General features: G+C 62.9%; 15 protein-coding genes. 8 read left to right on the top strand and 7 right to left on the bottom strand.

Features of this window, described 5'->3' with window-relative positions:
• Nucleotides 1-131: 131 nt before the first annotated feature.
• A complete protein-coding gene (locus LY622_RS04275; RefSeq protein ID WP_234289748.1) occupies nt 132-2099 on the bottom strand; it encodes a M48 family metallopeptidase in 1968 nt (655 codons plus the stop codon).
• An 11-nt stretch (nt 2100-2110) separates the two neighbouring features.
• On the bottom strand, nt 2111-2707 hold the full coding sequence (locus LY622_RS04270) for a LemA family protein (RefSeq protein WP_234289747.1): 597 nt from the start codon (nt 2705-2707) through the stop codon (nt 2111-2113).
• A 298-nt stretch (nt 2708-3005) separates the two neighbouring features.
• On the opposite strand from LY622_RS04270, the gene LY622_RS22625 reads away from it, so the two are divergent.
• From LY622_RS22625 to LY622_RS04245, 4 genes are read left to right on the top strand one after another with little or no spacing between them, the layout of a single operon-like run.
• On the top strand, nt 3006-4502 hold the full coding sequence (locus LY622_RS22625) for a DUF1538 domain-containing protein (protein ID WP_369413751.1): 1497 nt from the start codon (nt 3006-3008) through the stop codon (nt 4500-4502).
• Nucleotides 4499-4849: a P-II family nitrogen regulator gene (locus tag LY622_RS04255; RefSeq protein WP_234289746.1), complete on the top strand. Its 351-nt coding sequence runs from the start codon at nt 4499-4501 to the stop codon at nt 4847-4849. Before LY622_RS22625 ends, LY622_RS04255 begins: the two co-directional genes overlap by 4 nt.
• 25 nt (nt 4850-4874) lie before the next feature.
• Nucleotides 4875-5261, top strand: coding sequence for a CBS domain-containing protein (locus LY622_RS04250; protein WP_043516451.1), 387 nt, complete (start codon nt 4875-4877; stop codon nt 5259-5261).
• Nucleotides 5262-5278: 17 nt separating this feature from the next.
• The gene (locus LY622_RS04245) at nt 5279-5566 is read left to right on the top strand and encodes a hypothetical protein (protein WP_234279340.1); all 288 of its coding nucleotides are present in this window, start codon (nt 5279-5281) and stop codon (nt 5564-5566) included.
• Between the two features lie 154 nt (nt 5567-5720).
• Here the strand turns inward: LY622_RS04245 and pepN are convergent, their stop codons facing one another.
• From pepN to LY622_RS04220, 5 genes are all read right to left on the bottom strand, one after another.
• Complete coding sequence (pepN, locus tag LY622_RS04240; protein WP_234289745.1) at nt 5721-8354, bottom strand: aminopeptidase N; 2634 nt, start codon at nt 8352-8354, stop codon at nt 5721-5723.
• 76 nt (nt 8355-8430) lie between these two features.
• Nucleotides 8431-8835 (bottom strand): YbaN family protein, encoded by a 405-nt coding sequence (locus LY622_RS04235; protein WP_234289744.1) that lies wholly within the window; start codon nt 8833-8835, stop codon nt 8431-8433.
• Nucleotides 8836-9013: 178 nt separating this feature from the next.
• The gene (locus LY622_RS04230) at nt 9014-9547 is read right to left on the bottom strand and encodes an Hsp20/alpha crystallin family protein (protein WP_234289743.1); all 534 of its coding nucleotides are present in this window, start codon (nt 9545-9547) and stop codon (nt 9014-9016) included.
• 218 nt (nt 9548-9765) lie between these two features.
• Complete coding sequence (locus LY622_RS04225; RefSeq protein ID WP_043512550.1) at nt 9766-10251, bottom strand: YajQ family cyclic di-GMP-binding protein; 486 nt, start codon at nt 10249-10251, stop codon at nt 9766-9768.
• Nucleotides 10252-10322: 71 nt separating this feature from the next.
• Nucleotides 10323-10781 (bottom strand): GNAT family N-acetyltransferase, encoded by a 459-nt coding sequence (locus LY622_RS04220; protein ID WP_234279336.1) that lies wholly within the window; start codon nt 10779-10781, stop codon nt 10323-10325.
• Nucleotides 10782-10947: 166 nt separating this feature from the next.
• On the opposite strand from LY622_RS04220, the gene LY622_RS04215 reads away from it, so the two are divergent.
• The 4 genes from LY622_RS04215 to LY622_RS04200 all read left to right on the top strand — a co-directional run bounded on the left by LY622_RS04215 (nt 10948) and on the right by LY622_RS04200 (nt 17672).
• On the top strand, nt 10948-12450 hold the full coding sequence (locus LY622_RS04215; protein ID WP_234289803.1) for a RimK family ATP-grasp domain-containing protein: 1503 nt from the start codon (nt 10948-10950) through the stop codon (nt 12448-12450).
• A 367-nt stretch (nt 12451-12817) separates the two neighbouring features.
• Nucleotides 12818-14164 carry a UDP-glucose dehydrogenase family protein gene (locus LY622_RS04210; RefSeq protein WP_234289742.1) on the top strand — a complete coding sequence of 449 codons (1347 nt, stop codon included), beginning with the start codon at nt 12818-12820 and terminating at the stop codon, nt 14162-14164.
• Between the two features lie 9 nt (nt 14165-14173).
• Nucleotides 14174-16132, top strand: a complete 1959-nt coding sequence (locus LY622_RS04205; protein WP_234289741.1) for a glycosyltransferase — start codon at nt 14174-14176, stop codon at nt 16130-16132.
• Complete coding sequence (locus LY622_RS04200; protein ID WP_234289740.1) at nt 16125-17672, top strand: PilZ domain-containing protein; 1548 nt, start codon at nt 16125-16127, stop codon at nt 17670-17672. The genes LY622_RS04205 and LY622_RS04200 overlap by 8 nt, the downstream gene beginning before the upstream one ends.
• Nucleotides 17673-17688 lie beyond the last annotated feature (16 nt).

Genomic DNA, 17688 nt, shown 5'->3' with positions numbered 1-17688 from the left:
GAGGCCGTCAGGAAAAGAGGCTCATTGCAGCAAAGCCCCGACGTACCTGCAAGTCGACAGCAACTGCTGTGTGTTAAGGAATTGGACAGCACATCGGCAAAACGATCCCTGGGCGCGGGAAGACCCTGGCATCAATCGGCGGCCGTTGCCGGCAGGGGGCAGCCCAGGGACCAGGCAACGGCTCTTAACATTTCGGCTTCGCCCGGAGCAATGTGGCCGTCATGGAAGACACAGCGCGCCATGGCATCCAGCAGCAGCACCTTGTCGTCGTCCGTCAATTGCAGCAGCGATTCCACTGCCTGATCCAGCTCCTCCGGGCTCGCCAGCCGGGACATGAAGGCTGGCGCGATCGGCAATGCCTGCAGGGCGGACTGGAAGGCATCGCGGGCCTCCGCCTCCTCGACCTCCCCTGCCCTGGCCAGGCTCGACAACAGCCGCGCGACAGGAGCCTCCAACTGAGACAGGTGGTAACGACGATGGCGACGGTGGCGAGGCCCTTCGACCCCCACGAGCACGATACGATGCAGCCCCCACTGCAGGGCGCCGGGCTGCGCCTCCTCGGCCATCAAACGGCTCAGGCAGGCCCGAAAGCCGGCAAATTGGGCGGTGGTGAGCTGGCGCAGCATCGGCATGGCCAGTTCGATCAGCGCCAGGCGCTGCCCAGGCTCCATCGCTGCCAGCGGTGGCGCAAGACGGTCCAGCTCCACCAGGACCTCGGGCAGCGCCTGGTCCACCAGCGCCTGACGCTGGCGCTCGCGGCTGGAAGGGTCGACGCCCATCAGGATGCCGTAGACTAGCGCACGGGCGGCATACGGCTCATGGGCCGCCTCCAGCAGGCGGTCGTCGAGCCCAGCCAGCGTCTGCCGCGCACGAACGATATCCGCGGGGCCGGGCTGCCCGACCCGTCGCGAGAGGCCCTGGGCGCTACCGCTGGTGATACTGGCGGAATGCGCGGCCGTGGTTGGCGCCGCAGAGGGAGGAGACGACAGGCCAGAGACGGCGGCCTGACCGGTAAGCCCGGCAGCCGACGGCACATCGCCGGGCCGTCGACGTTCGGCTGCCGGGTCATCGGCAACCGGGCGTGGCTCTGGCAGGCTGCCATCCCAATCGGGCTGCAGCCGCTCGATGCGCGTAGTCAGCGGCGGGTGGGTGGCGGTAAGCCCGCTCAGGCCGCGCAGGCCGCGACCGAAATAGAGATGGCTGAACTCGGCCGCCTGGGTGGCGCGCAGCTCGGAACCATGGGAGTGGGCCGCCAGGCGCTTCAGTGCCCGCGCCAGGCCTTCCGGATTACGGGTGTACTGCACCGCACTGGCATCGGCCAGGAACTCGCGCTGCCGGCTGACCGCAGCCTTGATGAGGTTGCCGCACAGCGTGCCCACATAGCCCACCACCATCAGGGCGATGCCGGCACCCAGCATCACGGCGTGGCCGTTGCCGCGACGCGAGCTACGCACCGCGCGCCGGCCGGCCATGCCGTGCAGCAGCATTCGGCCGACCAGGCCGATCACCAGAATACCGTAGAGCAGCGCGACCAGGCGCATGTTGAGGCGCATGTCGCCGTGCAGAATATGGCTGAACTCATGAGCGACAACGCCCTGGAGCTCGTCGCGATCGAGTGTCTGGATAGCCCCACGGGTGACCCCGATGGCGGCATCGTGGGGAGCATGCCCCGCGGCGAAGGCGTTGATGGACGGCTCTTCCAGTACATAGACCGCCGGTACGGGCATGCCCGAGGCGATGGCCATCTCTTCGACCACGTTGAGCAGCCGCTGCTCGTCGGCGTCATGGGTACTGCCATTGATCAGGCGTCCGCCCAGGGCCTCGGCCACCGCTGAGCCCCCGCCTCGCAGCTGCAGGTGGCGCATCAGGCTACCCAGCCCCACCACTGCGACCACCCCGAGGGCGACACTCCCCAGCAACACCGGGTCGAACGCACGCGCCAGGGGATCGGCACCGGCCTGCCCGCCGTCGAGCAGTGCCATGGCCACCGCCACGATCAGCACCGCCGCGGCCACCATGCCGGCCACCGCCACGAGCAGCAGGAGTACCAGCCGTGCCGTCAGCCGCCGCGCCTGATCCTGGGCTCCGAAAAAATCCATTCCTCCCCCCGTCAGAAGCTGACCTTGGGTGCCGCCTGAATCTCGGCGCTGTCCTCGAATTCGAGCAGGGCCGCATCCACACGATGCCCCAGGGGGCCAGCGAGCAGGATCGGGGGGAAGCTCTGCTTGTAGGTGTTGTACTGCATGACCGCGTCGTTGAAGGCCTGGCGAGCGAAGGCGACCCGGTTCTCGGTGCTGGTGAGCGTCTCGGAGAGCTGGCGCATGTTCTCGGATGCCTTGAGATCCGGGTACGCCTCCATGACCATGTTGAAGCGTCCGAGTGCCGCCCCCAGCGCCCCTTCGGCCCCGGCCAGTTCGGCCATGGCACCGGGCTCGCCGGGCTGTGCCGCGGCATGCTTGAGACCCGCCAGGGCCGTGTTGCGCGCCTCGGTGACGGCCTGCAGGGTCTCCCGCTCGTGGGCCATGTAACCCTTGGCCGTCTCCACCAGGTTGGGAATGAGGTCGTAACGACGCTTGAGCTGCACCTCGATCTGGGCGAAGGCATTCTGGTAGCGATTCTTCAGTGCCACTAACCGGTTGTAGATACTGGCTCCGTAGACAAGCACCAGGCCCAGTACCACCAGCACTATGATCAGCGAAACGTTCATGGCCGCTCCTCTCCGTTTGGCGCAATGCGCATGATCCCGTTCGGGTCGATATACATAGTCTTGATCGTGATCAATGAATGGCCAACCGCCCTCGCCTGCTCAAGGCCATGCACAATGATATAGTGTGGCGACAGCCAGGTCATGCCGGCAAGGCCTGCGCCAGGTCGCCCCTCGTCATCCGTCGTTCATCGAGTCAGGCTAATGTTACTATCCAGGCTGACAGGCTAGCCTGTCCTCGCCCCGCATAACAGCGACAAGAGCGATTGTCGTCAACGGAACCTGCCTCAGGGAGCCGGTCTTGGCAGAGCAACTCCGGGATTTTCTCAATGCGCTGGCCCATGCCGTGCGCAACCTGCTGCCGATAATCGTGGTGGTGGTGGCCTTTCAGGCACTGCTGCTGCGGGAGTGGCCCGATGGCGGGCTGAGCATGGCGATCGGCCTTATGATCGTGGCCCTGGGCGTCGCCCTGTTCCTGCAGGGGCTTGAGTTGAGCATCTTTCCGGTGGGCAAGCGCCTGGCCAACCAGTTCGCCCGCCGCGGTTCGATGCCGATTCTCATGCTGTTCGGCTTCTCCATCGGCTTTTCTGCCGTGGTGGCCGAACCGGCGTTGATCGCCGTGGCCGATCAGGCTGCCCAGATCAGCGAAGGGCGAATCGACGCCTTGACGCTACGCCTGATCGTGGCCGGTTCGGTGGGGTTGGTGATGGCACTCGGCGTATTCCGGGTCATCCTGGGCCACCCCCTGCACTGGTACATGATCGTGGGCTACCTGCTGGTCGTGCTGGTGACCTTCTTTGCCCCCGCGGAGATCGTCGGCCTGGCCTACGACTCCGGCGGCGTCACCACCAACATCGTCACGGTTCCGCTGATCGCCGCCCTGGGCATTGGACTTGCCGCGTCCATCCGCGGCCGCAGTTCGCTGATCGACGGCTTCGGCCTGGTGGCACTCGCCGTGATGGTGCCGATGATCAGCGTGCAGCTCTACGGCATCCTGGTCTACGCCGATCCGGGCAGCATCCCGACCGGAGCCGAGCTCATGACCGGCCAGGACGACGTCACCCCTCCCGCCGGTCCGCTGCAGATGCTGCTCGATCTCTTCAGCATGTTGCGTGACGTGCTGCCGATCATTCTGGTGATCCTGTTCTTCCAGTATGCCGTCCTCAAGCGCTCACTGGCCGACCCACTCAGGGTCGGTATCGGCTTCGCCCTGGTCATCATCGGCCTCTACGCCTTCGTGGTGGGCCTCAAGCTCGGGCTCTTCCCCATCGGCCAGAGCATGGCCTACCAATTGGTCACCCTCGATACCTGGCTTTGGGTCTACCTCTTCGCCTTCTGCATCGGGTTCGCCACCACCATGGCCGAGCCGGCATTGATCGCCATTGGCCAGCAGGCCGAAGAGGCAGCGGCGGGAAAGATCCAGGGCAACGTGATCCGCCTGCTGGTGGCACTCGGCGTGGCCATCGGCATCACCATCGGCGTACACCGCATCATCACCGGCGACTCCATCCATCACTACATTATCGGTGGCTATACGCTGGTCATCCTGCTGACCGCCCTGGCGCCCCGCTATATCGTGGCACTGGCCTTCGACCTGGGTGGCGTGACGACCTCCGAGGTGACGGTACCCCTGGTCACGGCGCTCGGCATTGGCCTGGCCGGCCAGATCGAGGGCCGCAACGTACTGATCGACGGCTTCGGGCTGATCGCCTTCGCCTCGATCTTTCCTATCGTGACCGTTATGAGCTATGCCATTCTCATGAATTGGGTGGCGAAGCGTGGAGGAGAGAGGACATGAAGTTTTCGCTGTTGGTCGCCATCGCGCCGGAGGAGCTCGAGCAGGAGTGCATCGATGCCGCCACCGAGGCGGGCGCGGTGGGCATGACCCTGATGTCGGGCCGGGGCATCGGCGGTGAGCGCAAGAAGACCTTCTTCGGCCTGACCTTCGAAGGCAGTCAGAGCATCATGCTGATGACACTGGAAAAGAGCCTGTCGCTCCGGGTGCTCAAGGCGATACGCCAGGTACTCAACCCTTCCGGCGATGACTCCAAGGGGCTGGTCATGACGCTGCCCGTGGAGCATCTCGGTGGAATCGACATGTCGCAGGTCAAGCGCTTCGAGGAGCGGCTCAGGCACGACCACTGAATTCAACAACAGACGGAGTGACAAGATGCTGGTCAAGGACATCATGATGCGCGACGTGGTGACGGTGTCGCCCTTCGCCACGCTTCGCGACGCCCTGGGGTTGATGAAGCGCCACAACCTCAAGTGCCTGGTCGTCGAGCAGCAGGACCCCCACGATGCCTGGGGCCTGATCACCTACACCAATATCCTCAAGACCATCGTCGCCGAGAACGGCGACATCGACCTGATCAATGTCTATGACGTCTGCGCCAAGCCGGCCATCGGCGTCGGCGAGTCGCTGGATGTTCGACATGTCGCTAGCCTGATGACCGACAGCGTGGTCAAGCGGATCCTGGTACTCGATGACAACAAGTTGGTGGGCCTGGTCACCATGGATGATATCGTAGGGACCGTTCTCGACATGATCGAGTAAGGCTACCGGAACGACGCATGCAAGATTTCTTTACCTGGCTGGGCACGACACTCGGCGACATCATCCGTTTCGTGGTGGATCTGCTGATTCACTTCTTCCAGAACCTCGGCGACGCCGCCCGTGGATTTTTCCACGGCCTCTCCGCTTCGCTAGGCGTCCCGACTACCCTGGTGAGCCTGCTGATCTTGGTTCTCGGCCTTTGGCTACTCTATCTGGGCCTGCGCGCCCTGCTGCGCCGGCGCCTGGTGGCGACCCTGATCTGGGGGCTGCTCGGCGTCACGGTTTTAAGCTGGCTGATCAATTGATTGGACGGAGGCTTTGCTGCTGCGCTCGATACCCTGGCCGCCGGCGGTGCTCGCTCTCCTCATGTAGCAGGCTACATTCCGGGAGCTGCGCTCCGGCGGCGACCAGCCTATCATCGCTCGCGACGCAAATCGCTCTCGCCCAATAACCCTCACATCAAGCGAGGGCCTTTTCGATCACCTCATAAACATTCGGCGAGAGCTCCTCGGCACGAATACGCTCGAGCTCACCCTTCATCAACTCCTGGCGGGTCTCGTCGAAGCGCTGCCAGCGGGTCAGCGGCGCAATCAGCCGCGCGGCGATTTCGGGGTTGAGGCGGTTGAGCTCGATCACCACATCGGCCAGCAGTCGGTAGCCTTCTCCATCGATACGATGGAAGTTGACCCGGTTCTGGCTGGCGAAAGTGCCGATCAGGGCCCGCACCCTGTTGGGATTCTTCAACGAGAAGGCCGGATGGGCCATCAGGTACCTGACCCGGTCCAGCGCATCCGACTGGGGGCGTGTGACCTGGATGCTGAACCACTGGTCCATGACCAGGGCGTCATGAGCCCACTTCTCGCCGAAGGCCCTCAGCGCCGGGTCGGCCAGATCGTTGCGGCTGCTGTGGGTGAGCAGGGTCAGGGCGTGGCGCACGTCGGTCATGTTGTGGTCGGCATGGAACTGCGCCTGAGCCGATTCGATGCCCTGCTCGTCCTCTATTGCCATCAGGTAGGAGAGTGCCACGTTCTTGAGGCTACGCTGGCCGATCTGCTCGGACTCCGGCGCATAGGGAGCCTCCGACCGGTTGGCTTCGAAGAGGTCGATGAACGCGTCACGCAGGGTGATGGCCAGGGACTGCTCGACGAAGGTGCGAGCCGCGTGGATGGCATCCACATCCACCAGCGGCTGCTGCTCGGCAATATAGGCTTCGGAGGGAAGGGTCAGCATCTCGGCCAGCACCGCCTTGTCGTCGCCTCCACGCTCGAGCAGGGCACGGAAGGCCTCGACCAACCGTGAGTCCATCACCTTCTCGACACCGTTGCGGTGAGCGGCGATCAGGTCGTCCAGCGCCAGCATGGCCAGTCGCTGCCCGGCATCCCAGCGGTTGAAGCCATCCGAGTCGTTGGCCATCAGGAAGGCCAACTCCTCGCGACTGTAGTGGAAACGGACCTGGACCGGCGCCGAGAAGCCACGCAGCAGCGAAGCTACCGGCGCTTCCCTGACATCGGTGAAGACGAAGGACTGCTCCGGCTCACGCAGGTGGATCACCGCGTCGCTGCCCAGGCTCTCGCCATCCAGCGTCAGCCCCAGATCCCGTCCCGACTTGGTTCCCACCAGCCCCAGCCGCACCGGTATATGCAAGGGCTGCTTGTCGGGCTGCCCCGGGGTGGCCGGGGTACGCTGACGCAGGGTCAGGTGGTATTCGGCATTGGCATAGTCGTACTCGCCATGGGCATCGATCTCCGGCGTCCCGGCCTGGGAGTACCAGCGCATGAACTGGGAAAGGTCGAGACCCGAGGCTTCGGCCATGCAGCCGACGAAGTCCTCGATGGTCACTGCCTGGCCGTCGAAGCGCTCGAAGTAGTCATCGCTGCCGCGACGGAAGGCTTCCCAGCCCACCAGATTACGCAGCATACGCACCACCTCAGCCCCCTTCTCGTAGATGGTCAGGGTGTAGAAATTGGTGATCTCGATATAGTGGTCGGGACGTATCGGATGCGCCGTGGGCCCGGCATCCTCGGCGAACTGGGCGGTGCGGAAGAAGGAGACGTCCTCGATGCGCTTGACCGCGGCCGAGTTGGTATCGGCGGAGAAGCACTGGTCGCGGAAGACGGTGAAGCCCTCCTTGAGCGAGAGCTGGAACCAGTCGCGACAGGTCACCCGGTTACCCGACCAGTTGTGGAAGTATTCGTGGGCCACGATCCCCTCGACCCGCTGGAAGGCGGCATCGGTGGCGGTATGCGGATGGGTCAGCACCGCCGCCGAGTTGAAGATGTTGAGCCCCTTGTTCTCCATGGCGCCCATGTTGAAGTCGTTGACCGCCACGATCATGAACAGGTCCAGGTCGTACTCGCGCCCGTAGGTCTCCTCGTCCCACGTCATGGCCCGCTTCAGTGACGCCATGGCATGATCGGTCTTGTCGAGGTTCTCCTCCTCGACCCAGATCTGCAGCGCCACCTCGCGCCCGCTCATGGTGGTAAAGCGGTCTTCCACCTTCTGGAGATCCCCGGCAACCAGGGCGAACAGGTAGCAGGGCTTGGGGTGTGGATCCTCCCAGGTCACGAAATGGCGTCCACCCGGCAGATCGCCACGCTCCACCGGATTGCCGTTCGAAAGCAGTACCGGCTCACGGGTCGCGTCGCCGATGACCGTGGTGGCAAAGGTCGCCATGACATCGGGCCGGTCGGGATAATAGGTGATGCGACGGAAGCCCTCTGCCTCGCACTGGGTGCAGTACATGCCGTTGGAGAGGTAGAGCCCCTCGAGCGCCGTATTCTCCTGCGGGGCGATTTCCACCTCGGTATCCAGCAGGAAGCGCTCCGGCACCCGATGTACGATCAGACCGGTTGCCGTGAGCGCATACTCATCCTGTTCCAGTGGCTGGCCGTCGATGGCGATGGACTTGAGCATGAGCTGCTCGCCATCGAGCTCGAGGGCGGCGCCGGCTTCTCGCTCCGGGTGGCGCTCCAGGTGCAGGCGAGCCTTGACCCGGGTGGCATCGGGCTTGAGATCGAAGGTCAATTCGGTGTGGGTGACACGGTAGGCAGGCGGCCGATAGTCGCTGAGATAGGTCGGCTTGGGTTCAGACATCGCGGAAAGGCTCCTGACGGGAATCGACGGCCATTGTACGGGGGCCGGCTCCCGAACCTCAAAGGCAGCCGTCGATTCAGCGGCGAACAAGTTGCGCGGGGGGAGCGGCAAGCCCCCGAGGCTCGGGGCGGCTGGCGATCCACAGGCCCAACAGGACCAGCCCGGTGACCAGAATCGCTTTCAGCCAGACCACGCTGAGGGTGAGCAACAATACCAGGATCGAGAAGCTCAACATGGCCCCGGCCAGCCATTTGGCGTGGCGGGGAATGGCTCTCTCGCCCTCCCAGGCCACCACGGCCGGGCCGAAGCGTGGATGCTCACGAATCCACAGCGCAAAACGCGGCGAACCGCGGGAAGCCGCCCAGACCGCCAGCAGCATGAAGCAGGTTGTCGGCATCAGCGGTACGAAGACACCGATGACACCGAGGCAGAAGCTGACCCAGGCCAGGGCAATGTATGCGGCACGGCGAAGCGAGTGCATGCGCTTCCTCCGGAAGTGAGGCGATCCTGTTGCTGACCATTGAAGCCCATCACTGCCGCTGTGGCCAATCGCCTCTGCCTATGGCGAAAAAAACTATGGCGAAAAAAAGAGCCCGCCACTGGGCGAGCCCGATACTGTCATCAGCGACCGGCATTAACCACCGGCTGATTAGCCGCTTTCACTGGATGGGGATTTCACGGCGGGCCGGCTTGGCTTGTTCGCTGCGCGGCACCCGCACCGTCAGCACCCCCTTGTCGAAGGAGGCCTGGATCTCCTCGTCCCTGGCATCCGCCGGCAGGTCCAGTACGCGCCGGAAGCGGCCATAGGAGCGCTCGACACGATGGAACTGGTCCTCTTCCGTACGGCTCTCATGGCGCTTCTCGCCTTCAATGACCAGGCGATGGTCGTCCAGGGAGAGCGTGATGTCCTTCTCCTCTACCCCCGGCACCTCGACGCTGATCACGTATTCGCTGCCACGCTCGGCGATATCGAGCCGTGGCTGCAGCAGGCCCGGCATGTCCCCAAGGCGGCTTTCCAGGGACGGCATGCCGAACTGGCGCATCACGCTGTCCATCCAGCGATCCAACTCCTGATGCATGCCCAGCAACGGCGTGAGCTCACCCCGCCGAGGCTCAACCGTGGTTGGCGGAGCCGGGGTATCGGCGTTCTCGCTCTTGAACCAGTTCCAGGGAGAGAGCTTCTGCAGATTCATACGCCACCTCCTGTTTGCTCACTTCATATGTGACACAAATCGGAATACCCAATGCCGTCGGGTTGCCCCTTGGCATAAGCAGAATTGGTGGCGGATGGCGTGATTTCAAGATCGCTTTCACCTCGACTTGACCTGTATCAGATCACACCGCAATACGGTTGAGGATCCAGCATCGAACGCCGTGATGCGGCAAGGCAGCACGACACCAAGGCACTCGCTCAGTCGCGGAAGTTGTCGAACTGCAGCGCCAGGTCGGGGCCGCCCTCGCCCCGCAACAGGGCCATGACCTGCTGCAGGTCGTCGCGCTTCTTGCCGGTCACGCGGACCTTGTCGCCCTGGATCTGGGCCTGGACCTTGAGCTTGCTATCCTTGATGCGCTTGACGATATCCTTGGCTTCCTTCTGCTCGAGACCCTGCTTCAGGACGATCTGCTGGCGGGCCCGGACGCCGGAAAGCTCGGGGTCCTGGGGGTCCATGCAGCGGGCATCGATACCCCGGGCGATGAGCCGGTTGCGCAGCACGTCGAGCATCTGCGTCAGTTGGAAATCGACCTCGGCCTCGAGCTGAACGGTGTCACCATTGAGCTCGAGGCTCGCCGTCACACCCTTGAAGTCGAAACGGCCCTGGATCTCGCGATTGGCCTGGTCAACGGCATTGCTGGCTTCGTGCTTGTCGAATTCGGAAACGATATCGAAGGATGGCATGATCAAGTTCCACTGGCCGGTTATAAGGAGGGTGGAAGCGCATTCTAGCAGCCGCTGGATATATTCACCTATCACGCCTTCGTCAGCGACTTTTCCATCTGCCAGCCGGCGCACCCATCCTCATAGTAGTCTTCCAGCCAGCGCTGCAGGCTGAAGCCCATGCGGCGATACAGCGCCAGCGCAGCCCGGTTGTCGGCCCGCACCTCAAGACCCAGCCGCTCACCGCCACGCCGCCGGGCCTCCTGCTCCAGGGCCCCGAGCAATTGACGACCGATTCCCAATCCGCGCGCTTCAGGGTGTACGCAGAAGGAGTAGAGACGCACACGCTGGCTGCTTCGACGAAACAACAGGATGCCATGGCCCAGGAGGCGGCCTTCGGCGTTCTCGGCGAGCAGGATATGGGCATTGGCACGGTTGAGCAGGTGCCAGAGTTGCCGACGGCTGAAACGGTCGCCCTCGAAGGCGATCTGCTCGAGACGCACGAGGGCATCGAGATCCTTGGCCTGCGCCTCGCGCAATGTAACGGTCATGTCATGGATTCCAGTATGGCAGCAACGGATTGTCGCTACGCGTCACACTCTTGTCAGTGCCACGCTGCATGAAATCTTTTCAGGCTGCCAGCATCTTGTCCATAACCACACGCAGGGGCATGCTGAACACCCTTCCATGCCGCTCTCCTATCTCGCCAGGAACCCCATGTGCCCGCTGCGTATCGTCGTTGACCGCCTGAATGACTGGCGGCCCTATTACCCCACCGAGGACCTGGTCAGTGCCGACGACTTCCTGTCACTGGACCGACGACATCGTTCCAGCCGCGACGAGCAGGACCGGGCCACCCATGTCATCAACCTGTGCAGCGACCTGGACTACCTGGGCAGCGGCTACTACGTCTCGCTTCTCGCCCAGGCCCGGGGGCAGCGCGTCCTGCCCACCGTGGAGACGCTCAACGCCCTGGCACGCAAGTCACTGACCGACTTGCAGCTGGACTCACTGGCACCGCTGCTTGGTGAGCTGTCGCGGGAGGGCCAGCTTCCCGGCGACCAGGTCACGCTACGCCTGCTGTTCGGCGAATGTCGCGAGCCGGGGCTCACCCGGCTGGCACGGCGCCTGTTCGAACGCTTGCCCTGCCCGCTGCTGGAAGCCCGCCTGGTTCGCCGACACGATCTCTGGCGCCTGGCGCGGCTCAAGCCATTGCGCCTGCGCGACCTGACCGTCGATGAACAGGACCTGTTCGCCACAGCCCTCAATCGACACTCGCTCAGGGTCTGGCGCACGCCCAAGGCCCGCCGGCGCTACCGCTTCGACCTGGCGATCCTCGTCGACCCCCAGGAAGCCCTCCCCCCCAGCAACCGCGGCGCGCTTCGCGCCTTTATCCGCGCGGGTCGCCGCCTGGGAGTCGACGTGTCACTCATCACCCGTCGCGACATGGGCCGGCTGGCCGAATTCGACGGCCTCTTCATCCGCGAAACCACGGCGCTTGATCACCACACTTACCGTATGGCCCGGCTGGCGGAGCACGAAGGCCTGGTGGTGATCGATACGCCCCAGGACATCCTGCGCTGCACCAACAAGGTGTATCTCCATGCCCTGCTGCGAGCCCGGGGAGTGCCGGCACCGGAAGGCCGTCTGCTCAAGCGCGGGGACCGGGGTCGCCTGGTCGAATCGCTTCAGGGGATGACATTTCCCCTGGTGCTGAAAGTGCCCGATGGCGCCTTCTCCCGCGGCGTGGTGAAGGTATCGGACCCCGACCAGTTGGAACGCGAGGCGGCCAAGCTGTTCGAGACTTCCGCGCTGCTGCTGCTCCAGGAGTGGCTACCTACCGACTACGACTGGCGCATCGGCGTGCTCGACGGCCAGGTTCTCTTCGCCAGCTGTTACTACATGGCGCGTGGCCATTGGCAGATCTATGACCACTCCGGCAGCCGAGTGAAAAGCGGCGGCTTCACCACCCATGACCCTGAGGAGGCCCCACCCGCCGTGTTGCAGGCTGCCCTCAAGGCCACCCGCCTGATCGGCAACGGCTTCTATGGTGTGGACATCAAGCAGGCCGGCGAGCGAGTCGTGGTCATAGAGGTCAACGACAACCCCAATGTCGATGCCGGCATAGAGGATGCCGTGCTGGGAAAGGCACTCTATGAACGCATCATGCGCGTCTTCCTGACACGCATGGAAGCACGCCGGCATCAGGTGGGGGAGTGAGCGCTTCGTCCTGAGACCGTGGACCACCGGAAATAATTACTTATTTAAACACTACGAATCAGTTGATTGTACAAAACCGCTTAAAAGCGTCTCCATTTTGAGACACTCCAAACCGTTGATCTGCAAGCTTACCCCTGTGACAGGAAATAAGCGTCGCTTAATCGAGACGCTCGAGACGTCCACTCTATGCGCCTTGGTGATTGGAAATCGCCAGACCCTTTGTTTCTACAATATTTTTCGGAACCGGCATGGTTGCTGCATATTACTTGAGCTCGAACTAACTTTCTGGCCCTGCGTCGTCATCGGGAATTTCCGATGGTTGGCGTTGATTTCACGGAAGGGCCTATCAGCAAGGAGCAAGACGATCATGAAGATTTCTATCTTCGGTTCCGGCTACGTGGGACTCGTGACAGGTGCTTGTCTGGCCGATGTGGGTCATGACGTGATCTGCATCGATGTGGACGAGCAGAAGGTTGCCCGCCTGAATGCAGGCGAGATACCGATCTACGAACCTGGCCTGGAGAACCTGATCGGCAAGAATATGGCCGCTGGCCGACTGCGCTTCACCACCGACGCGGCAGAGGGAGTCGCTTTCGGGTTGCTCCAGTTCATTGCCGTCGGTACGCCCTCCGATGAGGATGGTAGCGCCGATCTGAAATATGTTCTGAAGGTGGCCGAAACCATCGGCCAGCATATGGAGAGCCACAGGATCATCGTCAACAAGTCGACGGTACCCGTCGGCACTGCCAGCAAGGTCGAGCAGGCCATTGCCAAAATCCTGGAACAACGTGGGCTGTCCACGGAGTTCGATGTCTGCTCCAACCCGGAGTTTCTCAAGGAAGGGGCGGCGATCGAGGACTTCTCCCGTGGTTCTCGCATCGTGGTGGGTACCGACTCGGAGCGCGTCAAGAGCGCCATGCAGGAGTGTTACGGGCCCTACAACCGTCAACGCGACAAGATGCTTTTCATGGGCGTACGCAGTGCCGAGCTGACCAAGTATGCCGCCAACGCCATGCTCGCCACCAAGATCAGCTTCATCAACGAAGTCGCCAATCTGGCCGAGCGCCTGGGTGCCGATATTGAAGAGGTGCGCCATGGCATCGGCTCAGACCCACGCATCGGCTACAGCTTCATCTACCCCGGATGCGGCTACGGTGGTTCCTGCTTTCCCAAGGATGTCAAGGCATTGGCGCATATCGCCGAAGCGGCGGGCTATCCAGCCGATATGGTCAATGCCGTGGAGCGGGTCAATAGTCGCCAGAAGAACAAACTGTTCGAGAAGCTCTGCCAGGCCTTCGATGGCCAACTGGCCGGCAAGACCATTGCGGTCTGGGGCCTGGCCTTCAAACCCAACACCGACGATATGCGCGAGGCTCCAAGCCGGGCGCTGATGGAGTCGCTCTGGGAAGCTGGCGCCCGCGTCCAGGCGTACGACCCCGAGGCCACGGACGAGTGTCGTCGACTCTATGGGGAGCGCGACGATCTCGTGCTTGCCGACAAGCGGGACGAGGCCCTCGAGGGTGCCCATGCCCTGGTCATCTGCACCGAATGGAAGGCTTTCCGGACCATTGATTTCGAATGGCTGCGCAAGACATTGCTCGAGCCGGTGGTCATCGATGGGCGCAATCTCTTCTCACCCAACACTGTCAAGGCGGCCGGACTCAGCTACTACGCCATTGGTCGAGGCGATTCCGTGCGGCCCGTGCTGGCCTGAGGAGTCGACATGTCCCATATGCCTCGAGATCACATCGGGGCCAGCCGGGTATCGGAGCTGATTACTCTGGTACTCGGCCTGGCCCTGCTGATCGTCATCTTCAGCGAGCTGCCGTCGGAAGTCTTCTCGCCCGAGTCGCAGAGCTTCTTCTTCGTCATCGGGGGTATCGCCATCTGGCGCTACTCCTGGTGGCTGGTACAGGCTGTACGCTCGACGTGGTACAACCGCCGCATCTTCCCCCGCCTACGGGCAGCGGCCGATGCGGCAGACGAAGTCGTACGTGCGCCGGAACTCTTCGTGCTCTGTACCTCCTATCGCATCGAGGCCGAGATCAACTTTCAGGTCTACGATGCCATGGTGCGCGAGGTTGCCGAATATGGCGTGCCCACCACCATCTTCGCCTCGATCTCGGACCGCACCGACGTGGATGTGATCACCCACGTCATGGATGAGCACTGCTGGCCCGAGAACATTGAAATCCGGTACATGTTCCAGAAGGGGGACGGCAAGCGCTCGGCCATGGCCGAGGTTCTGCGGGCCATCTCCCGGCGCCTGCCGGCACCTGGCTCGCTGCTGATCTCCATGGATGGCGACATCCGCCTGGAGCCCGGCACCCTCAGGCGGTCGCTCTCCTTCTTCCAGTCCCAGGAGGACCTGGGTGCGCTGACGACCAACAACCGTGCCGAGGTGACCGGCAACGACGCCACCCGCGAGTGGTATGACCTGCGTTACGCCCAGCGCCACCTGATGATGAGTTCGATGTCGGTATCCAGGCGATTGCTGGTACTCACCGGGCGCTACAGCGTCTTTCGCGCAGACCTCGCGACCCAGCCGGGTTTCATCGAACTGATCGAGAGCGATCATGTCGACCACTGGCGATTCGGCAACTTCAAGTTTCTTTCCGGAGACGACAAGTCTTCATGGTATTGGCTGCTGAAGCACGGCTGGCGAATGATGTACCTGCCCGATGTGTACGTCACCGGGTTCGAGGAGCTTCCGGATAGACGGCGTTTCTTCGCCTCGACCACCGACCTGATGCGTCGCTGGTACGGCAACATGCTGCGCACCAGCAACCGGGCCATCGCGTTGGGGCCCCGTCCCATGGGCATGTTCACCTGGTGGAGCCTGGTGGACCAGCGCATCTCCATGTGGACGACTCTGGTCGGGCCCACTGTCGTCACACTGGTAACGCTGTTCGTCCGTCCCTCCTTCTTCTTCGCCTATATCCTGTGGATCCTGTTCACCCGTGGTATCGCCACCATGATCCTGGCCTGGCAGCGGGGACGGTTCAGCCTGCTGTGGATCCCGCTGATCTACTACAATCAGGTATGGGGCGCGATGCTGAAGACCTATGTCAGCTTTCGCTTCAATCGCCAGAAGTGGTCGCGACAGGGTATTTCTGCCGGTGAGCCCGGCGACCCGGTTGCCGTACGCCGCCAGCGGCGCATGGGTAACGTGCTGCACGGCTTCACCTATGGGCTTCTGCTGTTTGCCCTGATGCTGACTACCGGAGTGGTGCAACCTCTGGACCGAACGACGCTGTCGATCCTCCGTGACCAGGGCTGGCAGCGTTCGCAACAACCCGAACGTGTCGACAGATGGCTCTCTGCGTCGATTGCCGACGCCCCCGAAGGCGGCACCGTGCAGCTCCCTGCCGGGCGCTACCACCTGGATGGCACCCTTTTCGACAGCCTGCATGAAGAGACCCGTGTCATGGCCGGGCAAATCAGCGGCGTGGACGGAAGCACGACCCTGGCGCTCTCCCCCGACCTGGCCGATCACATGCAGGGGCCGGGTGGAGAGCCGCTGAACGGCTCTGTGCATTGCACGCTTGAATCCAGCTGTTACCTGACGCTTAACGAAAAGAGCCTGACGCTCGTCAATATACATCTCATGGTCGAGCCATCAGTCATGACTGAACTGGCGGCGGCCGAGCCCTCAAGCAAGGAGCAATCTAAGGATGGCTGATCACTTTCCCCGCGACGACCAAGAACGTCAGGAGCCGACCCTTGGGGGAAGCAAACCCGAAGGCGGCTCATCGATACCGCAACCCGCTGATCAGGATTCCGTTCGCCTGACGAAAGGCGATCGCGTCCAGCATGAGCGCCGTGATGAAAGAGGCTATATCCGTGTCGCCATTCCCTTCCGGGTCAGCCTGTCGGACGACAACACCCTGAGCGGTAACGACGTTTCCCTCGGGGGCTTCTCTGCGCAAGGCAACCGCGCCTTCCAGCCGGGCGACAAGATATCGGCGTCATTGCTGATGATGGCAGGCCCGACCGAACTGATCGTGCCACTGCGCGCCGAATGCCTGCGTGCCGGCCCCGCCCCCGACGGCAAGGGCTACCAGGTCAGTTTCGAGATCACCGAGATAGAGCCGCCTCATCGCGAGCTGCTACGCCAGGTGATTCGCAGTGCACTCAGCGGTCGCTCGCCCAACATCGAAGGGTTGATGGCAGGGGAAGACCCCCAGACCCCGCGCAAGCGGCAGGCAGGGGGGGTAAAGCCGACCCCGCCAATGCGTCAGCCCAAGCCGATGGGGCGTTATATCCTGCTGTTCCTGGCAATCGGTCTACTGGTTCTGGTCGGTGCAGCGACTGCCTATCGCAACTTCATGCTCATCGAGCCGAGCTTCGCCGCCGTCACCGCACCACGCATCGACATTCGGGCACCTGGGCCGGGTATTCTTGCCGGGCATGAGCTCCAGGCCGGCGACCGGGTCGAGTTGGACCAGCTCCTGACCAATGTGATCAATAGCGACCTGGAGTCGGACCTGATCCTGGCCGATGCCGCAAGGCAGTTCAATAATCAACTGATCGAGAACCTGCGCGAACACCTGGAGGGCGGCAACCAGGAAGTCAGCCTCGCCAACTCTGCCCAACCGGCAAGCGGCGATACGATGACTTTCGAGTCGGTGTCACCGGAGATCGCCCGGGCACGCATCGAGCAGTTCGAAACCGCCAGGGATTACGAAAATTCCCGTATTGCGGCCCTGGAAGCACGCCAGGCCAGCAACGATATCTATAGCCCCTGCGACTGCCTGGTGGCGTGGGCCCTGAGCAGTGCCGATGGCACCTATATAAACGAAAGCGAACAGATCATGACCCTGATCCGCACCCAGGAGGACGATGTCCTGGTCGAGGCGCTGGTGCACATGAACGACATCAGCCGCATCGAACCCAACCAGCAGGCCTACGTCACCTTGGCCAACACGACGGAACCGATTCGCGCCCGGGTCCGCAACGTCGCCCTGGATGTGGAACGCCAGCCTCGTGCCGGTTTCCCCAGTTGGGTGCGTCAACAGCAAAACGTAGCCAGCGTCCTGCTGGTGCCCGAAGAGCCGCTGCCCGCCGAAAGCGTGGGCCAGCCGGTCGATGTACGTTTCACCGAAGCACCGCTGATCGGCGCTGCCTCCGAGCGGATCTGGCAAGGAGTACGTACGGTGATCCGGTTTGGCGACAACATCTATCGCGCCGCCATCGACGAGGATGACGACACCGGCGGATGACAGGCTGACATTCTCT

It is taken from the genome of Halomonas alkalisoli (assembly GCF_021412585.1).
Lineage (GTDB): Bacteria > Pseudomonadota > Gammaproteobacteria > Pseudomonadales > Halomonadaceae > Halomonas > Halomonas alkalisoli.
The sequence above is the reverse complement of the archived record's forward strand: the minus strand, read 5'-3'. Positions and strand labels throughout refer to the sequence as shown.

What these genes read in the sequence shown, in the direction of transcription:
- LY622_RS04275 (WP_234289748.1), bottom strand. Translation starts at nt 2,099, where the DNA reads ATGGATTTTTTCGGAGCCCAGGATCAGGCGCGGCGGCTGACGGCACGG.
- LY622_RS04270 (WP_234289747.1), bottom strand. Translation starts at nt 2,707, where the DNA reads ATGAACGTTTCGCTGATCATAGTGCTGGTGGTACTGGGCCTGGTGCTT.
- LY622_RS04255 (WP_234289746.1), top strand. Translation starts at nt 4,499, where the DNA reads ATGAAGTTTTCGCTGTTGGTCGCCATCGCGCCGGAGGAGCTCGAGCAG.
- LY622_RS04250 (WP_043516451.1), top strand. Translation starts at nt 4,875, where the DNA reads ATGCTGGTCAAGGACATCATGATGCGCGACGTGGTGACGGTGTCGCCC.
- LY622_RS04245 (WP_234279340.1), top strand. Translation starts at nt 5,279, where the DNA reads ATGCAAGATTTCTTTACCTGGCTGGGCACGACACTCGGCGACATCATC.
- pepN (WP_234289745.1), bottom strand. Translation starts at nt 8,354, where the DNA reads ATGTCTGAACCCAAGCCGACCTATCTCAGCGACTATCGGCCGCCTGCC.
- LY622_RS04235 (WP_234289744.1), bottom strand. Translation starts at nt 8,835, where the DNA reads ATGCACTCGCTTCGCCGTGCCGCATACATTGCCCTGGCCTGGGTCAGC.
- LY622_RS04230 (WP_234289743.1), bottom strand. Translation starts at nt 9,547, where the DNA reads ATGAATCTGCAGAAGCTCTCTCCCTGGAACTGGTTCAAGAGCGAGAAC.
- LY622_RS04225 (WP_043512550.1), bottom strand. Translation starts at nt 10,251, where the DNA reads ATGCCATCCTTCGATATCGTTTCCGAATTCGACAAGCACGAAGCCAGC.
- LY622_RS04220 (WP_234279336.1), bottom strand. Translation starts at nt 10,781, where the DNA reads ATGACCGTTACATTGCGCGAGGCGCAGGCCAAGGATCTCGATGCCCTC.
- LY622_RS04215 (WP_234289803.1), top strand. Translation starts at nt 10,948, where the DNA reads ATGTGCCCGCTGCGTATCGTCGTTGACCGCCTGAATGACTGGCGGCCC.
- LY622_RS04210 (WP_234289742.1), top strand. Translation starts at nt 12,818, where the DNA reads ATGAAGATTTCTATCTTCGGTTCCGGCTACGTGGGACTCGTGACAGGT.
- LY622_RS04205 (WP_234289741.1), top strand. Translation starts at nt 14,174, where the DNA reads ATGTCCCATATGCCTCGAGATCACATCGGGGCCAGCCGGGTATCGGAG.
- LY622_RS04200 (WP_234289740.1), top strand. Translation starts at nt 16,125, where the DNA reads ATGGCTGATCACTTTCCCCGCGACGACCAAGAACGTCAGGAGCCGACC.